12 protein-coding genes are annotated in these 20,252 nt (G+C 67.3%); 10 read left to right on the top strand and 2 right to left on the bottom strand.

Features of this window, described 5'->3' with window-relative positions:
• Positions 1-37: 37 nt before the first annotated feature.
• The 9 genes from V6F88_RS05690 to V6F88_RS05650 all read left to right on the top strand — a co-directional run bounded on the left by V6F88_RS05690 (position 38) and on the right by V6F88_RS05650 (position 15,304).
• Positions 38-8,608 carry a hypothetical protein gene (locus tag V6F88_RS05690; protein WP_332608369.1) on the top strand — a complete coding sequence of 2,857 codons (8,571 nt, stop codon included), beginning with the start codon at positions 38-40 and terminating at the stop codon, positions 8,606-8,608.
• A gap of 104 nt (positions 8,609-8,712) precedes the next feature.
• Positions 8,713-9,174 (top strand): DUF4019 domain-containing protein, encoded by a 462-nt coding sequence (locus V6F88_RS05685; protein ID WP_332608368.1) that lies wholly within the window; start codon positions 8,713-8,715, stop codon positions 9,172-9,174.
• Between the two features lie 90 nt (positions 9,175-9,264).
• On the top strand, positions 9,265-10,281 hold the full coding sequence (gene ubiU / locus V6F88_RS05680) for a ubiquinone anaerobic biosynthesis protein UbiU (protein ID WP_332608367.1): 1,017 nt from the start codon (positions 9,265-9,267) through the stop codon (positions 10,279-10,281).
• Complete coding sequence (locus tag V6F88_RS05675) at positions 10,278-11,171, top strand: U32 family peptidase (RefSeq protein WP_332608366.1); 894 nt, start codon at positions 10,278-10,280, stop codon at positions 11,169-11,171. Before ubiU ends, V6F88_RS05675 begins: the two co-directional genes overlap by 4 nt.
• Positions 11,168-11,587: a ubiquinone anaerobic biosynthesis accessory factor UbiT gene (gene ubiT, locus V6F88_RS05670; RefSeq protein WP_332608365.1), complete on the top strand. Its 420-nt coding sequence runs from the start codon at positions 11,168-11,170 to the stop codon at positions 11,585-11,587. The genes V6F88_RS05675 and ubiT overlap by 4 nt, the downstream gene beginning before the upstream one ends.
• A gap of 154 nt (positions 11,588-11,741) precedes the next feature.
• The gene (locus tag V6F88_RS05665; protein ID WP_332608364.1) at positions 11,742-13,091 is read left to right on the top strand and encodes an MFS transporter; all 1,350 of its coding nucleotides are present in this window, start codon (positions 11,742-11,744) and stop codon (positions 13,089-13,091) included.
• Positions 13,088-14,107, top strand: coding sequence for a histone deacetylase family protein (locus V6F88_RS05660; RefSeq protein ID WP_332608363.1), 1,020 nt, complete (start codon positions 13,088-13,090; stop codon positions 14,105-14,107). The genes V6F88_RS05665 and V6F88_RS05660 overlap by 4 nt, the downstream gene beginning before the upstream one ends.
• Before the next feature lie 120 nt (positions 14,108-14,227).
• Complete coding sequence (locus tag V6F88_RS05655; protein WP_332608362.1) at positions 14,228-15,145, top strand: LysR family transcriptional regulator; 918 nt, start codon at positions 14,228-14,230, stop codon at positions 15,143-15,145.
• Between the two features lie 24 nt (positions 15,146-15,169).
• Positions 15,170-15,304, top strand: coding sequence for a hypothetical protein (locus V6F88_RS05650; RefSeq protein WP_332608361.1), 135 nt, complete (start codon positions 15,170-15,172; stop codon positions 15,302-15,304).
• A 133-nt stretch (positions 15,305-15,437) separates the two neighbouring features.
• On the opposite strand, the gene V6F88_RS05645 is transcribed toward V6F88_RS05650, so the two are convergent.
• Positions 15,438-17,837, bottom strand: a complete 2,400-nt coding sequence (locus V6F88_RS05645) for an ABC transporter permease subunit (RefSeq protein WP_332608360.1) — start codon at positions 17,835-17,837, stop codon at positions 15,438-15,440.
• Positions 17,838-17,900: 63 nt separating this feature from the next.
• A complete protein-coding gene (locus V6F88_RS05640) occupies positions 17,901-18,926 on the bottom strand; it encodes an amino acid ABC transporter substrate-binding protein (protein WP_332608359.1) in 1,026 nt (341 codons plus the stop codon).
• A 169-nt stretch (positions 18,927-19,095) separates the two neighbouring features.
• Between V6F88_RS05640 and V6F88_RS05635 the strand changes: the two genes are divergently transcribed.
• Positions 19,096-20,235 (top strand): aminotransferase class V-fold PLP-dependent enzyme, encoded by a 1,140-nt coding sequence (locus V6F88_RS05635; RefSeq protein ID WP_332608358.1) that lies wholly within the window; start codon positions 19,096-19,098, stop codon positions 20,233-20,235.
• Positions 20,236-20,252 lie beyond the last annotated feature (17 nt).

The following is a 20,252-nucleotide window of genomic DNA, read 5'->3' as shown; positions in this document are numbered from 1 at the left end:
CACGGGGTCGACAGCGCTTGGCGCAGGCTCGGTATCCATGGGGCTGAATACAACGGCAAGTGGCAATAGCACCGTCGCCCTGGGCCAATTGGCCAGCACCGGCGCGGGCAATGCCGTATCCATCGGCGTGTCGTCGACCGCAACCGCGACCGGCGCGGTGGCGTTGGGCGCGGGCGCCGCCTCTAGCGGCATCGGCTCGATTGCCACCGGCGTCAATGCGCAGGCGTTAAATCAGAATTCACTGGCGATCGGGTCCAGCGCGGTTGCAGGCGCGACCGTTGGTGGCCCGATCAACGACACGGCAATCGGCAACAACGCGCAAGCCAGCGGCGGCAGTTCCCTGGCCGCGGGCAATGGCGCGCGTGCCACCGCCGCGGGCGCGGTCGCGCTGGGCGGCAACGCCACGACCGGCGCTTCTTCAGCCGCCATCAACGGCATCGCTATCGGCGGGCAGTCTTCGGTGACTGCCGTGGCAACGTCGGGCATCGCGGTGGGCCGTGATGCACGCGCAATCGGAGCATTCGGCATTGCCATAGGCGATGGAGCCAGGTCCAACGCCACCGGCCAGAACGTGGCGATCGGGTCGGCGGGCACCTCGGCCAACGCCGCCACGGTGAGCGGCGGCGCGGTGGCCATCGGACGTCAGCAAAGCGCGACGGGCGACGGCGCCGTGGCAATCGGAGACCCGAACACGGCCACCGGCACGGGCGCGGTCGCCGTCGGCGCTGACAACAGTGCGACCGCAATCGGCGCGCTGGCGATCGGCAACGCAAACTCGGCGGTCACGCCGGGGGCGGTGGCGCTGGGGGCGGGATCGCAGGCGCACGGCGGCAACGGCGCATTCGGCGCGGGTTTCTCGTCCAATGCCTCGGGACGCGGCGCGGTCGCCATCGGCAACACCAACCCGGCAACGGGGCAAGGCGCAGTCGCCATCGGCGACTTGAACGTGGCAACGGGGCTGGCATCCATCGCCATGGGTTCGGGTTCGCTTGCCACATCAGCCAGCACCATCGCGCTGGGCTATCAGGCCGCCGCGACATCGGGCCAGGCCGTCGCCATCGGCTATCAAACCGTGACGGCGGGCGCCAACAGCGTCACGGTCGGCTATCAAAGCAGTGCGGCCGGGTCGAATTCGGTGGCGTTGGGCGCCAATGCCTTCGCCACGGGCACCTCGTCGGTCGCGATCGGCCGGGGCGCCATTGCCCAAGGGCTGGAAGACACCTTCATCGGCGTAGGCGCGGGCACGGGAACCCTGGCCAGCCGTGGGCAGAACACCGCCATCGGCGCGTACGCGGGATCGCTGGCTACGGGCGAGGGCACCACCGCCATCGGGCAGGACGCAGGCCAAAGCGTGTCGGGCGACGACAACCTGGCAGCCGGCCGGGGCGCGGGCAGCAACGTCACGGTGGACCGCACGGTGGCGCTGGGATATCTGGCCAACACCAACATCGCAAACTCCGTGGCCCTGGGCAGCAATGCGTCCACCACGGCGGCACTGTCCACCAGCACGGCCGGCATGACGTCTTACGGCAGTAGCACGATCAGCGGCAACACCTACAGTTTCGGGGGGGGCCAGGGTTCGCCCACCGGGGTGGTCAGCGTGGGCGATGCGGGCTCTGTGCGCCGCATTCAGCGCGTGGCGACGGGCCTGCTCAGTTCAAACAGTACCGACGCGGTCAACGGCTCGCAGCTGTACGCCGTGGCGCAGCAAATCTCCGCCGGTGCGCCCACCCCTACCAACTACTTCAACGCCAACTCCACGGTGACGGGCGCGGGCAGCAATACGCGCGCTAACTCGGGCGCGACCGGTACGGACGCCGTGGCCGTGGGCGCCAGCGCCGCCGCCACCGGGGTGAACGACATGGCGTTCGGCAAGACGGCCACGGCGGGGGCGGGCAACGCCATCGCCATCGGCGTGGGCGCGCAGGCGACGGGCATCGCCTCGATTGCGTTGGGCGCGGGTGCGACATCGGCAGTGCCGGGCGGGGTTGCGCTGGGCACGAACGCGGTGGGCTCGTCCAACGTGCAGACAAGCGGCCTGGTGTCGCCCAGCACGGCGGGGCCCATCGCGGGTATCGCGTTCGACAACACCTCCAACATGGGTGCGGGTGCCATTTCCGTCGGCACGGCCACGGGCAAGCGTCAGATCAAGAACCTGGCGGATGGCTCGGACCTGACGGACGCCGTCACGGTGCGGCAGATGACGGCCGTGACCAGCGCGGCCAACACGGGCATGAACAACGTGGGCACCAGCGTGGCCACGAACCTGGGCGGGGGGGCGACCTACACCCCGGCGTCCGGCACCATCGGCCCGCCGACCTACAACGTGCAGGGCACGTCCTACACCAACGTCGGCACCGCGATAGGCGGGCTGAACACGGCCGCGACCAACCTGGCCACCGGCAAGATCGGCCCCTTTGTGGCGGACAACAGTGTGACGACCGTGCAGGCGGTATCCTCCGGCGCCAGCGCGGCGGCGGGCGGCTTTGGCGCGTCGGCCACCGGCGCGGCCTCTACCGTGGTGGGCAGCCAGTCGACCGATAACGCGGTGGCCAACTCCGCCATCCTGGGCCAAGGCGCGTCGGTTACGGCGGGCCTGACCGGCAAGAACGTGGCGCTGGGCCAAGGTTCGACGGCGACGATCGGGTTGCAAGCCGGCTATTCCTCGTTCGGGCTGGCGGCGGCGCAGAACTCCGCCGGCGAAGTGTCGGTGGGCACGGCGGGCAGCCGTCGAAAGATCACCAACGTGGCGGCCGGCAGCGCATTGACCGACGCCGTGAACGTGGGCCAGCTGAGCGGCGCGGCCTCCAACGTAGGCACCAGCGTGGCCACCGGCCTGGGCGGCGGTGCCACCTACAACAGCACGGCGGGCACGGTCAGCGCGCCCGGCTACACGGTGCAGGGCACGGCGTACACAAACGTGGGCGCGGCATTGGCCGGTGCGAACACCGCGCTGACCGGCCTGGTAACCGGCAAGACCGGTGGGCTTGTCTCGGACAACAGCGTGACGGCGGTTCAATCGCTCGCCTCGGGCGGGAACAGCAGCGCAGCGGGCTTCGGTGCGTCGGCCACCGGGGCGGCGTCCACCGTTGTGGGCAATTCGGCCACGGATAACGCGGTTGCGAATTCCACGGTGCTGGGTCAGGGCGCTTCGATCACGACGGGGCTGAGCGGATCGAACGTGGCGTTGGGTCAAGGTTCCGTGGCAACGACCGGATCCGAAACGGGCTATACGGCAATTGGTTTGGCGGCCACGCAAAACTCCAGCGGCGAAGTGTCCTTGGGCACGTCGGGTGCCGAACGCAAGATCACGAATCTTGCAGCCGGCAGCGCCGCCACGGACGCCGTGAACGTCGGGCAACTGACGGGCGTATCGAACGCGGCAACCTCAGGGCTGAACACGCTTGGCACCAGCTTGGCGTCCAACCTGGGTGGCGGATCGGCATTCGATGCGACAAGCGGTACCGTGACCGCGCCAAGCTATGGCGTGCAGGGCACTACGTACGCCAACCTGGGCGGCGCCATTGGCGGGCTGGACACCGCGGTCACCGGACTGGACTCCGCAGTTACCGGCCTGGACTCCGCAGTTTCCGGGCTGGACTCGGCGGTTACCGGCCTCGACTCCGCAGTGGCGGGGCTGAGCAGCGGCAACATCGGGCCCTTTGTGTCGGACAACAGCGTGACGACGACGCAAGCCGTCGCGTCGGGCGTTGATGCGTCGGCGGGTGGGTTTGGGGCGTCGGCGACCGGCGCCGCGTCAACGGTCTTGGGCAATTCCGCGACGGATAACGCGGTGGCCGATTCCACCGTCCTGGGGCAAGGCGCGTCGATTACTGCGGGCTTGACGGGTTCCAACGTGGCGTTGGGTCAAGGTTCCGTGGCAACGACCGGATCCGAAACGGGCTATACGGCAATTGGTTTGGCGGCAGCGCAAAGCTCCAGCGGCGAAGTGTCCTTGGGCACGTCGGGCGCGGAACGCAAGGTCACGAATCTTGCAGCCGGCAGCGCCGCCACGGACGCCGTGAACGTCGGGCAACTGACGGGTGTATCGAACGCGGCAACCTCAGGGCTGAACACGCTTGGCACCAGCTTGGCGTCCGGCCTTGGCGGCGGATCGGCATTCGATGCGACAAGCGGTACCGTGACCGCGCCAAGCTACGGCGTGCAGGGCACTACGTACGCCAACCTGGGCGGCGCCATTGGTGGGCTGGACACTGCGGTCACCGGACTGGATTCCGCGGTTACCGGCCTGGACTCGGCAGTTTCCGGGCTGGACTCGGCAGTGGCCGGCCTGGACTCCGCAGTGGCGGGGCTGAGCAGCGGCAACATCGGGCCCTTTGTGTCGGACAACAGTGTGACGACGACGCAAGCCGTCGCGTCGGGCGCTGATGCGTCGGCGGGTGGGTTTGGGGCGTCGGCGACCGGCGCCGCGTCAACGGTCTTGGGCAATTCCGCGACGGATAACGCGGTGGCCGGTTCCACCGTCCTGGGGCAAGGCGCGTCGATCACGGCGGGCTTGACGGGTTCCAACGTGGCGCTGGGTCAAGGCTCGACGGCAACGAACGGATCCGAAACCGGCTACACCGCAATCGGATTGACGGCCACGCAAAGCTCCAGCGGCGAAGTGTCCTTGGGCACGTCGGGCGCGGAACGCAAGGTCACGAATCTTGCAGCCGGCAGCGCCGCCACCGATGCCGTGAACGTCGGGCAACTGACGGGCGTATCGAACGCGGCAACCTCAGGGCTGAACACGCTTGGCACCAGCCTGGCGTCCGGCCTTGGCGGCGGATCGGCGTTCGACCCGACAAGCGGTACCGTGACCGCGCCAAGCTACGGCGTGCAGGGCGCTACGTACGCCAACCTGGGCGGCGCCATTGGTGGGCTGGACACCGCGGTCACCGGCCTCGGCTCGGCGGTCACCAGCCTGGACTCGGCGGTTACCGGCCTGGACTCGGCGGTTACCGACCTGGACTCCGCAGTTACCGGCCTGGACTCGGCAGTTTCCGGCCTCGACTCCGCAGTGGCGGGGCTGAGCAGCGGCAACATCGGGCCCTTTGTGTCGGACAACAGCGTGACGACGACGCAAGCCGTCGCGTCGGGCGTTGATGCGTCGGCGGGTGGGTTTGGGGCGTCGGCGACCGGCGCCGCGTCAACGGTCTTGGGCAATTCCGCGACGGATAACGCGGTGGGCGGTTCCACCGTCCTGGGGCAAGGCGCGTCGATTACTGCGGGCTTGACGGGTTCCAACGTGGCGCTGGGTCAAGGCTCGACGGCAACGATCGGATCCGAAACCGGCTACACCGCAATCGGACTGACGGCCACGCAAAGCTCCAGCGGCGAAGTGTCCTTGGGCACGTCGGGTGCGGAACGCAAGATCACGAATCTTGCAGCCGGCAGCGCCGCCACGGACGCCGTGAACGTCGGGCAACTGACGGGTGTATCGAACGCGGCAACCTCAGGGCTGAACACGCTTGGCACCAGCTTGGCGTCCGGCCTTGGCGGCGGATCGGCATTCGATCCAACGACCGGCACAGTCAGCGCGTCGACTTACGGCGTGCAAGGCAACACGTACTCCGACCTGGGCAGCGCCATCGGCGGGCTGGATTCGGCGGTCAGCACGATCGGCAGCGGCAAGGGCGGGCCGTTCGTATCCGACAACAGCGTCACCACCGTCCAGGCCTTGGCGTCGGGCGCGGACAGCGCAGCGGGCGGGTTCGGCGCGTCGGCAACGGGGGATGCGTCCACCGTCATCGGCAACCAATCCACCGACAACGGCGTCGCGGCATCCACCATCCTGGGTAACGGCGCCAGTGTTACGACGGGAATCACGGGTTCCAACGTGGTGTTGGGACAGGCCTCGACGGCAACCCTGGGCGCACAAAGCGGCTACGCGGCGTACGGCTTGAGCAGCCCGCAACGTTCCGTGGGCGAAGTGTCCTTCGGTTCGACAGGCGCCGAGCGCACGCTCACCAACGTGGCGGCGGGCAGCGGCGATACCGATGCCGTCAACGTCGGCCAGTTGAAGGGCTCGGCGGCGTTGCTGGGTGCAAGCGTGGCGACCGGTCTGGGGGGCGGATCGGCCTTTGACCCCGCCACGGGTTCGATCAGTGCGCCCACCTACACCGTGCAGGGCAATACGTACACGACGCTGGGCAACGCGATTGGCGGGCTGGATGCCACCGTGTCCAACATCAGCAGCGGCAAGTCGGGGCCCTTTGTGGCGGATGCGTCGGTCACCACCGCGCAGCCCGTGGCAGCGGGCGCCAACAGCGCGGCGGGCGGCTTGGGCGCACTGGCGGCGGGCGCGGCGTCCGTCGTGCTGGGCAACCAGGCTAGCGACAACGGCGTGGCCAATTCCACTGTGCTGGGCCAGGGCGCAACCATCAATGCCGGCTTGACCGGCGCCAACGTGGCGTTGGGCCAGGGGTCGGTAGTGTCGATGGGCGCGCAGAACGCGTATGTGGCCTTTGGTTTGGCCGGCACGGTCAGCTCGGCGGGTGAAGTCTCGGTGGGCTCGCCCGGCAACCTGCGCAAGCTGACCAACGTGGCGCCGGGCAGCGAGCTGACCGACGCGGTCAACGTGCGCCAATTGCAGACGCTCAACACGCGCCTGGGCCAAGTTAACTACGACGCCCTGATGTGGGACCCCACATCCAATGGCGGCGTGGGCGCGTACACCGCCGCGCACGGCAGCATCGGCGGGCCCAGCATCATCACCAGCGTGGCGCCGGGCGTACTCAGCGCAAGCAGTTGGGACGCCGTGAACGGGGCGCAGCTGTTCGCCACCAACGAAGCCATGATGCAATTGGCCAGCACGGTAAACAACAACGCCGGCTCGCTTGACCCGATCGTCAACGGCCAGGGGTCGCGCTACGAGCGCACTAACGACAACGGCATGGTGCAAGGCAACGCGTATGCGCGGGGGCAGGGCGCCACCGCCATCGGCTACAACGCACAGGCCGACGGCGCGGGCAGCCTGGCCATGGGCGCCAACACGCAGGTGACTGTGGATGGCGGTGTCGCCATCGGCGAAGGCTCCATCTCGGATCGGGCCGCCGTGACACGCGCCGCGACGCGTGCCGTGGCACCGGGGGCGTTCTCGGTGGGCGCGCCGGGCATGCTGCGACAGGTCATCAACGTGGCCGACGGCACCCAGGCCCAGGACGCCGTGACGGTGCGCCAGTTGCAAGGCGCCATCGCATCGGTCGCGGTGACGGGCACCCAGTACTTCCACGCCAACAGCACGCTGGTGGACTCGCTGTCCGTCGGCACGGACGCCATTGCCGTCGGGCCCCAGGCGGTGGTGAACGGGGACGCTGGCATCGGCATCGGCCTGACCGCGGAAGTGGACAGCACCGCCATCAACGGCATCGCGATCGGGTCTTCGGCGCGTTCCTCGCTGGACTCGGCCGTGGCCTTGGGCACATCGGCACTGGCGGGCGGCTCGCGGTCGATGGCCTTGGGTGCATCGGCAAGCGCCGCGGGCGATCGGGGCGTGGCGCTGGGTGCGGCCGCCAGCGCCTCCGGAAATGACTCCCTGGCGCTGGGCTCGGGCGCGCAAGCATTGCAAGCGGGCGACGTGGCGCTGGGTGCGAATGCGGTGGCCGACATGGGCGCGGCACCGGCCTACACGGGCAAGTACTCCGGCGTGTCCAACACCATCGCCGGCACGGTGTCCTTGGGCACGGCGGGCGCCGAACGCACGATCAGCAATGTGGCCGACGCGCAAAACGCCACTGACGCCGTGAACCTGCGGCAACTGGATGGCGCGGTGATACAGGCCAACCAGTACACGGATCAGCAGATCGCCACCGTCAATAGCGGTTTGACGCAAGGCGGCAGCGGCATGTTCCAGGTGAACCAGGCCAGCGCCACACCGGCGCCCACGGCCACCGGCGCGGACGCCACGGCGGCCGGCGCGGGCGCGGTCGCCTCGGGCAGTGGCAGCACCGCATTGGGCAACGGCGCCGAAGCCCGTGGCGCCAACTCGGTGGCGTTGGGGGCGGACAGTACCGATGGCGGACGCGCAAACGTCGTGTCCGTCGGTGCGGCCGGCACGGAACGTCAGGTGACCAACGTGGCGGCTGGTACGGCGCAGACGGACGCGGTCAACGTGCAACAGCTGGACGCCGCCAAGCAGGGGTCTGTGCAGTACGCCACCACGCCGGGCACGGACGCGGTGGATTACTCGCGCGTCACGCTGGGCAACGGCGGTGCGCCGGTCACGCTCGGCAACGTGGCCGATGGCGTGGACAACCACGACGCCGTCAACGTGCAACAGTTGAACGAAGGGCTGGGCGGCGCGTTGCAGCAGTCCAACGCCTACACCGACGGCAAGTTCCAGAACCTGCGCAACGACGTTGACCGCTATCGCCGGGATGCGGCGGGCGGCACGGCCACGGCGTTGGCCGTGGCGGGCCTGGCGCAAGCCTACGCTCCGGGGCGCGGCATGTTCTCCATCGCCGGCAGCACGTATGACGGGCAGCAGGGCTTTGCGATGGGCCTGTCCACCGTGTCGGCCAGCGGCAGCTGGGTCTACAAGCTGTCCGGTTCCACCAACACGCGCGGTACGTATGGCGCGGTGATCGGAGCAGGCTATCAGTGGTAAGGGAACGTCGGCCTGCCGGAACGATTTTCCGGCAAGCCGGTGGGCTTGGGCTCGTGCTGTGTGCTTGTGCCAATGCGGTGTTTATCTTTTTACAGTGAGGACTTATGCGACAACAAACTCTGATTTCTTGCGGCTTGCGCGTCGGCCTGTTCAGCGGCGCCCTGTTGCTGGCGGCGCCTGCCCTGGCGGCCGATCCGTCGCTGGACAGCGCGGTGACGGCGGCCCGGCAATGGGCGTCGATGTCGGATAGCGGCGCCACGGACAAGATGTGGAGCGCCAGCAGCGACATCATGAAAAAGCAAGTGGACAAGCAGGGTTGGTCCGAATACCTGAGCCAGCTGCGCAACCAGGTGGGCCGCCACACGAAGCGCGAATGGCTACAGGTGGTGCGGGTGTCCGACCCGGCCGACCTGCCGCAAGGGCAATACGTGAACGTCATCTTTGAAACCAAGTTCCTTAACATGCCCGCCACCGAAACCGTATCGATGGTGGCAAGCAAGAACCGCTGGGTGCCGATGGGATATGTGGTGCGCAAGATTGCACCGGACGGGCAGACTCCCATGTAAGCCGGCCGCCGCGCCCGTGGCCCGTCCAGCCGGGCCATGTTTTGATTTGCGACAAGGCCCGCGTGTGCGCCGGACTCTAGACTGCCGGGCATGGATACGACTTCCCATCCCCTGGAATTGGTGGCGCCCGCCGGTAGCCTGGCGGCGCTGACCGCCGCATTGGATGCCGGCGCCGATACCGTCTATCTCGGCCTGCGCAACGCCACCAACGCCCGCAATTTCGCCGGGCTGAACTTTTCTGAAAACGACATACGCCAGGGCGTCGAGCTTGCGCATCGGCGCGGACGACAGGTGCTGTTCGCCATCAACACCTTTGCGCAGCCGGGCAGGGCAGGCGAATGGCACGCGGCGGTGGACGCGGCGCACGCCTTGGGCGCCGACGCGGTCATCATGGCCGACCCGGGCCTACTGGCCTACGCCAGCGACCGCTATCCCGACCTGCGCCTGCACTTGTCGGTGCAGGGGTCGGCCACGCACGCCGACGCCATCGAACTGATGAAGGAACAATTCGGCATCCGCCGCGTGGTGTTGCCGCGCGTGCTGACCCTGGCCGAAGTGGCGCGCATCTGCGCCAACGTCAGTGTTGAAGTCGAAGTGTTCGGCTTCGGCAGCCTGTGCGTGATGGCAGAGGGCCGTTGCCTGCTGTCGTCCTACGCCACGGGCGATTCGCCCAACAACAAGGGCGTGTGCTCGCCCGCCCACGCGGTGCGCTGGGTGGAAGAGAACGGCCGCATGGACGCACGCCTGTCGGGCATTTTGATCGACCGCTACGAACCCGGCGAACCAGCCGCGTACCCCACGCTGTGCAAGGGCCGTTTCGAGGTGGACGGCCGCGCCGATCACGCCTTGGAAGAACCCACCAGCCTGAATGCCATCGGCCTGTTGCCACGGTTGGCGCAGATGGGCGTGCGCGCCATCAAGATCGAAGGCCGCCAGCGCAGCCCGGCCTACGTGGCGCAGGTGGTCGCCACGCTGCGCGCCGCGCTGGACAGCGCGCAGGCCGACCCCGCGCGCTATGCCCCGCTGCCCAAGTGGAACGCCTTGCTGGCGCGACACGCGGAAGGATCCCAAGTCACTCAAGGCGCATTTGAACGGCCATGGAAATGAACGCAAAACAATTTCAGATTTCTGTCGGGCCGCTGCTGTACTACTGGCCCCGGCGCGACACGCTGGACTTCTACGCCGCGCTGGCCGACGGGCCGGCCGACATCCTTTATGTTGGCGAAACGGTCTGTAGCCGCCGCCATGAACTGCGCGCGGACGACTGGCGCGACCTGGCCCACGATCTGCGCGCGGCGGGCAAGACGGTGGTGTTGTCGGGTCGCACCCTGATCGAGACCAGCGCCGAAGCCGGCGCGTTGAAGAAGCTGTGCGCCCAGGACGACTTCATGATTGAAGCGGGCGAGCTGGGCGCGGTCCGGCATTTGGCCGGGCGGCCTTTTGTGGCGGGGCCGCACGTCAACGCGTATCACGGCGGCACGCTGCAATGGCTGGCGCAGCAAGGCGCCATCCGCTTCGTGGCGCCGCTGGAGATGGATGGCGAAACGCTGGCCAGGCTGCTGCAAGAGCGGCCCGTGGGGCTGGGCGCGGAAACGCTGGTGTGGGGGCGCATGGCGCTGGCATTTTCGGCACGCTGTTTTACCGCGCGGCACTTTCGCCTGAAGAAAGACGAGTGCGGATTCCGCTGCATTGAACATCCGGACGGTCTGGACATGCGCACCCGGGAATCGCGCGAATTTCTCAGCATCAACGGCATCCAGGTGCAGTCCGCCGCGTGCCTGGATCTACTGGCGCAGGCAGGCGAACTGGCGCGAATGGGGGTGGACGTCTTGCGCGTCAACCCGCAGTCGGCGGGTACGCACGAAGCCATTGCCGCGCTGGATGCCATACGCCATGGCCGCATTGCGCGGAACGTACAGCCGCCCGCCGGTATCGGACGATGCAATGGCTATTACCACGGCCGCTCGGGCATCGAACTGCTGGAGGCAGCGGCATGACGGTGTCGATGCGCATTCCCGCCATGTTCAGCGCGTTGGGCCGCCGCGTGCCGCCACCGCTGGCGTCGCTGCACATGGTGGCGGGGCTGGAACTGGCGCGCCGCTTCAAGTGGCTGGCGCCGCCCGCCGAGCTGGACGGCCGCACGTTTGCGATCACCATCGAGGACCTGGGCGTGCGTGCCGGCTTCTGGGTGCAAGGCGGCGCCTTCCGTCCAACATGGCGGCGCGCGCCAGCCGATCTTGAACTGGGCGCGGCGCTGGCGGACTTCATCAGCATGGCGCGCGGCGACACCGACGCCGATACCTTGTTCTTTCAACGGCGCCTGCGGATATCCGGCGACACCGAACTGGGCCTGATCGTGAAGAACTGGCTGGACGCCGCGCCGCGCCCGGCGTGGATGCGCGCGGCGGTATAAGGCCTTGGGCAGGCTCGTAGACCTGCGAAAACTAAGGGTTTCCACTCATTAGGCAGACTAATTCAGAGGATAAGAAATAAGAATTTTTCTTATGGCGGGGCCGGGGCTATAACGATTGGCTGATAGACCTCAACCTACGTAAGAGAGATAAACCATGAGGGGAAATTCCGTGACGGGCCACCAGCCGGTGCGCGCGTCGACCGCCGCTTTTGTCGGCACCATGATCGAGTGGTACGACTTCTACATCTACGCCACCGCCGCCGCGCTGGTGTTCGGCAAGTTGTTCTTCCCATCGGCCTCGGGCTTTTACGGCACCTTGGCCGCGTTCGGCACGTTTGCCGTGGGCTTTTTTGCGCGGCCGCTGGGCGGCGCCATCTTTGGTCACATCGGCGACAAGATCGGCCGCAAGAAATCCCTGGTGATCACCTTGGTGATGATGGGCTCGGTCACGGTGCTGATCGGCCTGTTGCCCACTCACGCGTCCATCGGCGTCTGGGCGCCCGTGCTTTTGATCCTGCTGCGCATCGTGCAGGGCATTGCCGTGGGCGGTGAATGGGGCGGGGCGGTGCTGATGGCGGGCGAGCATTCGCCCGACAAAAGCAAGCGCACGTTCTTTGCATCGTTTGCCCAACTGGGTAGCCCCGCCGGCCTGATTTTGTCGATGCTGATGTTCAAGCTGGTCACCGGGCTGGATGACGAGGCGTTCCTCAGCTGGGGCTGGCGCGTGCCGTTCCTGTTCTCGGCCGTGTTGCTGGTGGTGGGATTCGTGATTCGGCTTAGCGTGAACGAATCGCCCGACTTCGTGGCCGAACAGGCCGCGCAGGCCACGCGCGCCAAGTCCGCCGCGCTTGCAGGCGCCCAGCCCGCGCAGGCGCCGCTGACGCAAGTGCTGCGCGGCGCGCCGGGCTTGCTGGCACTGGCCGTGGGCGCCAATGTGCTGGGCATTGCCGGCTTCTATTTCACCAACACGTTCATGATTGCCTACACCACGCAGTACGTGGGCCTGAACCGCGCGGTGATCCTGGACTGCCTGCTGGTGGTGTCGATCATGCAGTTCTTCATCACGCCGCTGTCGGCGTACATCGCCAGCCGCGTGGGCAACCTGCGCTTTCTGGGCGCCATGGCGTTTGCGTCGATCTTCACGCCCTATGCGATGTTCAACCTGGTCGACCAGGGCTCGCTTACCAGTATTACGCTGGGGGTTGGCGTGGCGGTACTCTTCATGGGCGCCTATTACGCCGTGATCGCCGGCTACGTCAGCGACAGCTTTCCCACCCGCATCCGCTACACCGGCATTTCGATGGCGTATCAGTTGTCGGGCGCCATCTTCGGCGGTTTGACGCCGTTGCTGGGCACGGTGCTGGCCGAGAATTTCAAGGGCCAGTGGTGGCCGCTGGCGATGCTGTTTTCGGCGATCTCGTTGCTTTCCCTGGTTTCCGTTTTGCTGCTGGGCACTGTCGGCCAGCGCACCCAGAATTTTCAACTGAAGGATCAGCAAGCATGAAGGCATTTTTTCACGACGACCAGAAGCTGCATCATCCCCAGACCTATTTCTCACGCGGCAAGATGCGCACGCCGCAAGAAGTGCCCGCCCGTCTGGACGGCCTGGTGCAGGCGGCGCAAAAGCTGGGCTTTGACGTGCAGGCGCCGGCCGACCATGGCGCGGGCGCCTTGGCGGCGGTGCATTCGCTGGACTACCTGCGCTTTTTGCAAGACGCGCATGCCGACTGGATGAAGCTGCCGGGCGACTGGGGCGGCGAAGTGGTGTCGAACGTGTTCGTGCGCGAACCCAACGCCTTGCGCGGCGTGCTGGCCAAGGCCGGGCGTTACCTGGCGGACGGCAGTTGCCCCGTGGGGCCGCACACCTGGCAGTCGGCCTATTGGGCGGCGCAGTGCGCGGTGGCGGGTGCCGAAGCCTTGCTGGCCGGTGACCAGCATGCTTATGCCATCTGCCGCCCGCCTGGCCACCATGCGCGGCGCGATGCGGCCGGCGGCTTTTGCTATCTGAACAACGCGGCCATCGCGGCGCAGCGGCTGACGTCGAAGTTTTCCCGCGTGGCCATCCTGGACACCGACATGCACCACGGCCAGGGCATTCAGGAAATCTTCTACGAACGCAGCGACGTGTTGTACGTGTCGATCCACGGCGACCCTGAAAACTTCTACCCGGTGGTCGCCGGCTTTGAAGACGAGCGCGGCGCGGGCGAAGGCTACGGCTACAACATCAACCTGCCCATGCCGCACGGTTCCAGCGAATCGGTGTTCTTTGACCGGCTGGCGCAGGCGCGCCGCGCCATCGAACTGTTCCAGCCGGACGCGCTGGTGCTGTCGCTGGGTTTCGACATTTTCGAGAAAGACCCGCAGGCTATGGTCAGCGTTACGGAAGACGGTTTCGAGCGGCTGGGCGGTGAGGTCGGGGCGCTGCGCCTGCCCACGCTGATCGTGCAGGAAGGCGGCTACTATATCGACGGATTGGAATCCAACGCGTCGCGCTTCTTCGCGGGGCTGACCGGCGTCTGAAACACGGGGCATCGGCGGGGCCGGCGTGGATTCCACCCGGCCTTTTTTTGATCTTGCCCCTACGCCATGCCCCAGCCGCCCGCCCGCACTGTCCCGTCACAACCGCTTGCCCCTGAACGCATGGACTGGAACCTGCTGCGCACCTTCATGTTTGTCGTGCAAGAGCGGGGCGTGGGGCGCGCCGCGCAAGCGCTGCACCTGAGCCAACCGGCGGTCAGCCAGGCGCTGAAGCGGCTTGAAGAGGCGGTGGGCGGCTTGCTGCTGCACCGGCGCAATGGCGAATTCCGTCTGACCGGGCTGGGCGATGAAATCTACGCCATTGCCCGCGACATGTACGGCACGATGGCGCGCATTGAAAATGCCGCCACGCAAGACCGCGCGGAAATCGCCGGCACCTTGCGGCTGCTTGTCATGAGCAAAGTGCAAAGCCCCGCTTACGACGATTTTCTGGCGCAGTTTCATCGGCGCTATCCCAAGATTGAATTCCACGTGGACGTGCTGCCCAGCGCCGCCATCCTGGACGCCCTGGCCAAGCGCGTGCCCGCCCTGGGCATCTGCCTGTGCCGTAAGCCGGTTGACGCGCTGGAAAGCCGGTTGTTCCTGCGGCACCACTACGCGGTGGTTTGCGGCCGTCACCATCCGCTGTTTTCCAAGCCGCGCGTCAATCTTGAAGATCTGATGGATCAGAACTTCGTGTGCTTTGCCAGCGACCAGATCGGCGATACGCTATCGCCCTTGACGATCTTTCGCGATCAGCAGGGGTTTACCGGCCGCATCGTAGGCACGTCGCCCAATATCGAAGAGATACGCCGCATGGTGGTGGCGGGCATCGGCCTGAGCTTCCTGCCCGAACACCTGATCCGCCAGGACGTCATGAGCGGCGATCTGCGGCGGCTGCCGCCCGCCGAGTCGGTGGCCGAGATCGATGTGTTCCTGACGTGGCACAAGCAACGCAAGCTGAGCACGGTGGAAGTCGCGTACCTGAGCGCGTTCGACCGTTTCCTGAACCGCATTCCGCTGGATTCGCGCGCGGGGTGAACACGCCGGCAATAAGGAAAGCGCATGACCACGGCAACGTCCGGCCAAAGCGGCCAGGAACCCACCGCATCCGAAAAGATCGATGCGCAAGGCGACACCATCAGCGAGCCGGCATTCAAGGCGCTGATCCTGGCGGCGGCCCCGAAGAACGCGCGCTAGCCCGGGGCTGGCGGCTGCACTGATCCGGGCACCAAACTCGGTACTAAAGCCCGCGCCAAACCCACACCAAACCCGCGCCAAACCCGCACCAAACCCGCACCAGACCCGCACCAAACCCGCACCGAACCCCGTCCTAACCCCCGCGCGTTTCCATGCGCCGCGCCACGCGTGACAGCGCCAGGCTGGCGCCGAAGTACCCCAGCGCCACCGCCAGGTAGACCTCGACGTGATAGGGCCGCCAGTCGGTGCCGGCAACCAACGCCTTGGCCGCTCCCAACACGTCGAAGACGCCGATGATACTGACCAGCGAGGTGTCTTTGACCGCGCCCACGAACACGCCCAGGGCCGCTGGCGCGGCGATGCGGCGAGCTTGCGGCCAGATCACCGTGGCATAGGCGGTGAAGGGCCGCATGCCCAGTGCGCGCGCCGCCATCATCTGGCCGGGTGGAATCGCCTGCAACGCGCCGCGCAGCACTTCGGCCAACAGGCACGCGGTGTGCAAGGTCAGCGCGGCCAGCGCCATGCTGAACTTGGACACGTTGCCGCCCAGCAGCATGGGCAACACGAACGAGGCAAACAACAGTTGCGTCACCAGCGGCACGCCGCGCACCGCTTCGATCAGCCCGGCGGCCGCCAGCGATCCGGCCCGGCTGCCGGACCGGCGCAGCAGGGCCAGGGCAAACGCCAGCGGCACGGCGGCGGCGAGCGCGGCAACGGCCAGTATCAGCGTGACCAGCAAGCCGCCCCACCGTTGCGGCCCGATAGGATTGCCGCCCCAAGGCCAGCCGGACAAGGCGGAAACGGCGATGGCCAGCAACGTCAGAAGTAACCCCGGCAGCAACCCCGGCAGCAACTTCCCCACCAAGTCCGCCAGCCGCCGTGGCTGCGGCCCCCGCAGCAACCTCGGCAGCAAGCCCCGCAGCCACCCGGCCCGAAGGCGCGCGGCCAAGCCCTGTGCGCCCAGCGTCAACGCGATGCCTGCCACCAGTGCCGCGCACGCCACCAGCGCGGCGCCCCGGTCGCCCGGAGCCATCGTTCCGAAGACCAGCAACGGCAGGTTTTCGCGCACGGCTGCCCAGCATGCGCCGGCGGCGCGGGCGCAGGCGGCGGGCTCGCCCTGCCAGGCCGCGCCCAGCACGGCCCAGTCCAGCAATGCCCACACCGCCATCGCAAGCGCCAGGGTGCTTGCCACCGTCATGGAAAGCCGGAATCCGAAGATCAATGCCGCCTGGATTGCCGAGGCGTACGTTGCCCTTGTCGCCAAGTTCAATGGCGCCGTGATTGCCGATGCAGAAGCCTGTGCTGTTGCCCACGCCGCCAGCCCTTTCAGCGTGGCAGCCCCCCGCCTGCCGCGCCGGCGTCGGCCGTCATTGCTGGCGTTCCAACGGGGGCGATCACCCAGGCGCGGCCCGTGTGTGTCGCCCGGCCCATGCCGTGCGTGGCGCGCGTTCCAGGCCGACAGGCCGCCGCCTACCAGCAGCGCCAGGCCCAGGTAAAGGGCCAGCGCCAGCGTAATGCCCTCCAGCGCAAGCCCCGTCTGCGTGATGGCCGTGTTGATGACGGCCATCAATTCCTGGTAGCCGATGGCGATGGCCAGGGTGCTGTTCTTGATCAGCGCCAGGCACTGGTTGGCGTAGGGCGGCAGCGCCACGCGCACGGCATACGGCGCGATCACGCGCTGCATCACGGCGCGCGGCGTCAAGCCCATGGCCTGGCCGGCTTCGACCAGCCCCAGCGGCACCGCGCGCACGGCGGCACGCACGATGTCGGCGATGTAGGCGGCGTGAAAGACCACCAGCCCGATCAGCAGCGCCACGAATTCGATGCTGGGCTGCCAGCCCCCATGCAGCCCCAAGCCGCGCCTGACCGGCAGGTCAATCTGCACGGCGGGCAGCAGCGCCCACGCAAAGAACGCGGCAACCGCTGGCGCCGCATACACCGCGCGCGGGCAGGCGCGGCGTCGCGCCCAGGCGGTCAGCGCCAACGCGGCCAGCCCCACGGCAGCATAGGGCAGCCAGCCGTGCAAGGCAGGCAAGGCCAAGCCGCGATTGGACAGCAGCACGGACGGCAACGGCGCCCAGGCTTGCCTTGCATCCGGCAGCCGCAACAGCAGCCCATACCAGACGAACAATTGCAGCAACACCGGCGTGTTGCGCAGCGGGGCGATGATGGCCGCCGCAGCGCGCGCCGCCCACGGCTTGGCGGATAAGCGCATCAGTCCCAGCACGATGCCCAGCAACGTCGCCAGCGCAATTGCCAGCACTGCCACGGTCAGCGTGTTGCCCAGGCCCGCCGCGATCGACATCCAGTAAGGATCGTCGGGCGTGACGCTCAACAGGCTTTCCGAAATGCGAAAGCCCGACGGCTGAAGCAGGAAGCCGAACCCGCCTTGCACCCCGCGCGCGGCCTGCACGCCTTCGATGTGCGCAAGCAGCACGGCGGCCATGCCGCCCAGCACCAGCGTCCATGCCAGCGTGGGCAGCCAGCGGCGCAGGAAGCCGGGCGGCGGATAGGGAAGTGTGGTTGCAGTCATTGAAGTCTTGCCCATGCAAAAGGCGGGCCCATGGCCCGCCCGCCGCGTTCAGTGGTTAGCGCTTTACTGGAATGGCGGCGAATACAGCAGCCCGCCCTGGTTCCATTGGGCATTCAGGCCACGTTCCAGTTTCAGCGGGGTGGCGGCGCCCAGGTTGCGGTCCCACACTTCGCCGTAGTTGCCCACGGCCTTGATGGCGTTTCGGGCCCAGCCTTCGTCCAGGCCGAAGCTCTTGCCGATGCCCGGGTCCACGCCTAGCAGGCGGCGCACCTGCGCGTCGCTGCTTTGCGATTGGGCGTCGGCATTGGCCGACGTCACGCCCAGTTCTTCGGCGGCCACCAGCGCGTTGACCGTCCACCGCACAATGGCGGCCCAGTTGGGATCGTCCTGCCGCACGAAGGGGCCCAGCGGCGACTTGTTGATGCGTTCGGGCAGGATGACGAAGTCGTCCGGCTTGGCGGCGCGCGCGGCGCGGCTGGCGGCCAGCGTGGACGCGTCCGACAGGTACACGTCGCAGCGCCCGGCGTAGAACGCCTGTTCCAGCTCGACCAGGTTTTCAATCACCACGGGCCGATACGTCAGCTTGTTCTTCTTGAAGTAATCGACCAGGTTCTGTTCATTGACGGTGCCCGGCTGCACGCAGACCTGCGCGCCTTCAAGCTCGGTGGCGCTTTTGACGCCCAGCTTGCGCGGCACCAGAAAGCCCTGGCCGTCGTAGAACACGATGCCGGCCGACGCAATGCCCAGGCCCGCATCGCGGCTGGACGTGATGGTGGTGTTGCGGTTCAGCACGTCGATTTCGCCTGACTGTAGCGCGGGAAAGCGTTGCTGCGAACTCAACGGCACGAAGCGGGTTTTGTTCGCATCGCCCAGCACGGCGGCGGCCAGTGCGCGGCAAAGGTCGGCGTCCAGGCCGGTCCAGCGGCCGTCCTTGTTCGCGATGGACAAGCCGGCCGACCCTTGGCTGACGCCGCATACCAGTTCGCCGCGCTTCTTGATGGTATCGACGGTGCCTGCCTGCGCCACGCCCGCCGCCGCCGCCACCGCCACCGCCACGCCCGCCGTCTTCCAGAGTTGAATCAATCGCATGCCGTTCCCGTATCGTATGTATGCAAGAAGGGCATGAATTCTAGGGGTGCGCCCGCGATATCCGAGCGACTGTATCGTCATATCAATATAAGAACTAAGCCTTATCCAGATGCGCATCGGGTCCCTAGAATTCGGCGACACCACGTTGCAATCCACAGGAAGGCCGCGCATGAGCTGGCAGGACGAATTCAGACAGTTATTTCCCATCACGCGCGACAAGGCCTACGCCAACATCGCCTACACCAGCCCGCTGTCGCCCAAGGTGGCCGCTGCGGTGGCACAGTTCTTTGAGGGCATCACACACGCCCGCAGCGACAAGCCGCAATGGCTGCGCGATGCCGACGCGTTGCGCGTGCGCCTGGCACGGCTGATCGGCGGCGACGCCCGGCGGCTGGCATTCACCAAGAACACCACCGAAGGTTTGAACACCGTGGCGCAGGGCCTGGCGTGGCAGCCCGGCGACAACTTGATCGTGGATGATCAGGAACACCCCACCAATGCCTTGCCGTGGTTGAACCTGCGCCGTCACGGCGTGCAGGTGCGCGTGGCGGCGGCGTCGTCGCATCGCTATACGGTGGACGATTTATGGCAGCACGTGGATGCGCGTACCCGCCTGATCGCGGTGTCATGGGTGCAGTACGGCACCGGCCTGCGTACCGACATTGCCGAGCTGGGCCGGCGCTGCGCACAGCGCGGCATCTGGCTGGTGGTTGATGGCATCCAGGGGGCGGGGCTGCTGCGCGCGCGCGTCGATGAATGGCAGGTGGACGCCTTTGCCTGCGGTGCGCATAAAGGCATGCTGGGGCCGCTGGGCGTGGGCCTCTTGCATGTGTCGGAAAAATTATTGAACGCGCTGGACCCGCTTTACGTGGGGCCATCCGGCGTCACCACCCTGGATAAGTCCGGCCTGCAATGGCAGGTGGGCGTGGCGGATGCGGGCGATGCGCGGCGCCTGGAAACGGGCAACCTCAACTATCCCGGCATCGCGGGTTGGGCGGGTGCGCTGGACCTGATTGAAGGCGCCGGCCCGGACCGCATCGAACCCTGGGTGCTGGAACTGTCGCACGCGCTGCACGACGGACTGCGGGCGCAGGGCGTGGCGGTGGTATCGCCGTCCGACCCCGAATTGCGCAGCACCACCACGGCCCTGCGCGTGGCGGACCCCGCCGCGGCGCTGGCGCATTTGGCGCGCGCCGGTGTGGTGGCCAGCGTGGTGGAGTATGGTTACGTGCGCTTGTCTGTCGGCGCCTATAACAATCACGCGGACATCGACCGTATCCTGAGCGCCACGCGCGCCCTGGCGGCCTGATCCGCAACATCGAATCA

Source organism: Achromobacter sp. ESBL13 (assembly GCF_036668755.1).
In the GTDB taxonomy this organism is placed as follows: domain Bacteria; phylum Pseudomonadota; class Gammaproteobacteria; order Burkholderiales; family Burkholderiaceae_B; genus Achromobacter.
This window is presented reverse-complemented; position numbering and strand designations above follow the sequence as displayed.

What these genes read in the sequence shown, in the direction of transcription:
- V6F88_RS05690 (WP_332608369.1), top strand. Translation starts at nt 38, where the DNA reads ATGGGGCTGAATACAACGGCAAGTGGCAATAGCACCGTCGCCCTGGGC.
- V6F88_RS05685 (WP_332608368.1), top strand. Translation starts at nt 8,713, where the DNA reads ATGCGACAACAAACTCTGATTTCTTGCGGCTTGCGCGTCGGCCTGTTC.
- ubiU (WP_332608367.1), top strand. Translation starts at nt 9,265, where the DNA reads ATGGATACGACTTCCCATCCCCTGGAATTGGTGGCGCCCGCCGGTAGC.
- V6F88_RS05675 (WP_332608366.1), top strand. Translation starts at nt 10,278, where the DNA reads ATGAACGCAAAACAATTTCAGATTTCTGTCGGGCCGCTGCTGTACTAC.
- ubiT (WP_332608365.1), top strand. Translation starts at nt 11,168, where the DNA reads ATGACGGTGTCGATGCGCATTCCCGCCATGTTCAGCGCGTTGGGCCGC.
- V6F88_RS05665 (WP_332608364.1), top strand. Translation starts at nt 11,742, where the DNA reads ATGAGGGGAAATTCCGTGACGGGCCACCAGCCGGTGCGCGCGTCGACC.
- V6F88_RS05660 (WP_332608363.1), top strand. Translation starts at nt 13,088, where the DNA reads ATGAAGGCATTTTTTCACGACGACCAGAAGCTGCATCATCCCCAGACC.
- V6F88_RS05655 (WP_332608362.1), top strand. Translation starts at nt 14,228, where the DNA reads ATGGACTGGAACCTGCTGCGCACCTTCATGTTTGTCGTGCAAGAGCGG.
- V6F88_RS05650 (WP_332608361.1), top strand. Translation starts at nt 15,170, where the DNA reads ATGACCACGGCAACGTCCGGCCAAAGCGGCCAGGAACCCACCGCATCC.
- V6F88_RS05645 (WP_332608360.1), bottom strand. Translation starts at nt 17,837, where the DNA reads ATGACTGCAACCACACTTCCCTATCCGCCGCCCGGCTTCCTGCGCCGC.
- V6F88_RS05640 (WP_332608359.1), bottom strand. Translation starts at nt 18,926, where the DNA reads ATGCGATTGATTCAACTCTGGAAGACGGCGGGCGTGGCGGTGGCGGTG.
- V6F88_RS05635 (WP_332608358.1), top strand. Translation starts at nt 19,096, where the DNA reads ATGAGCTGGCAGGACGAATTCAGACAGTTATTTCCCATCACGCGCGAC.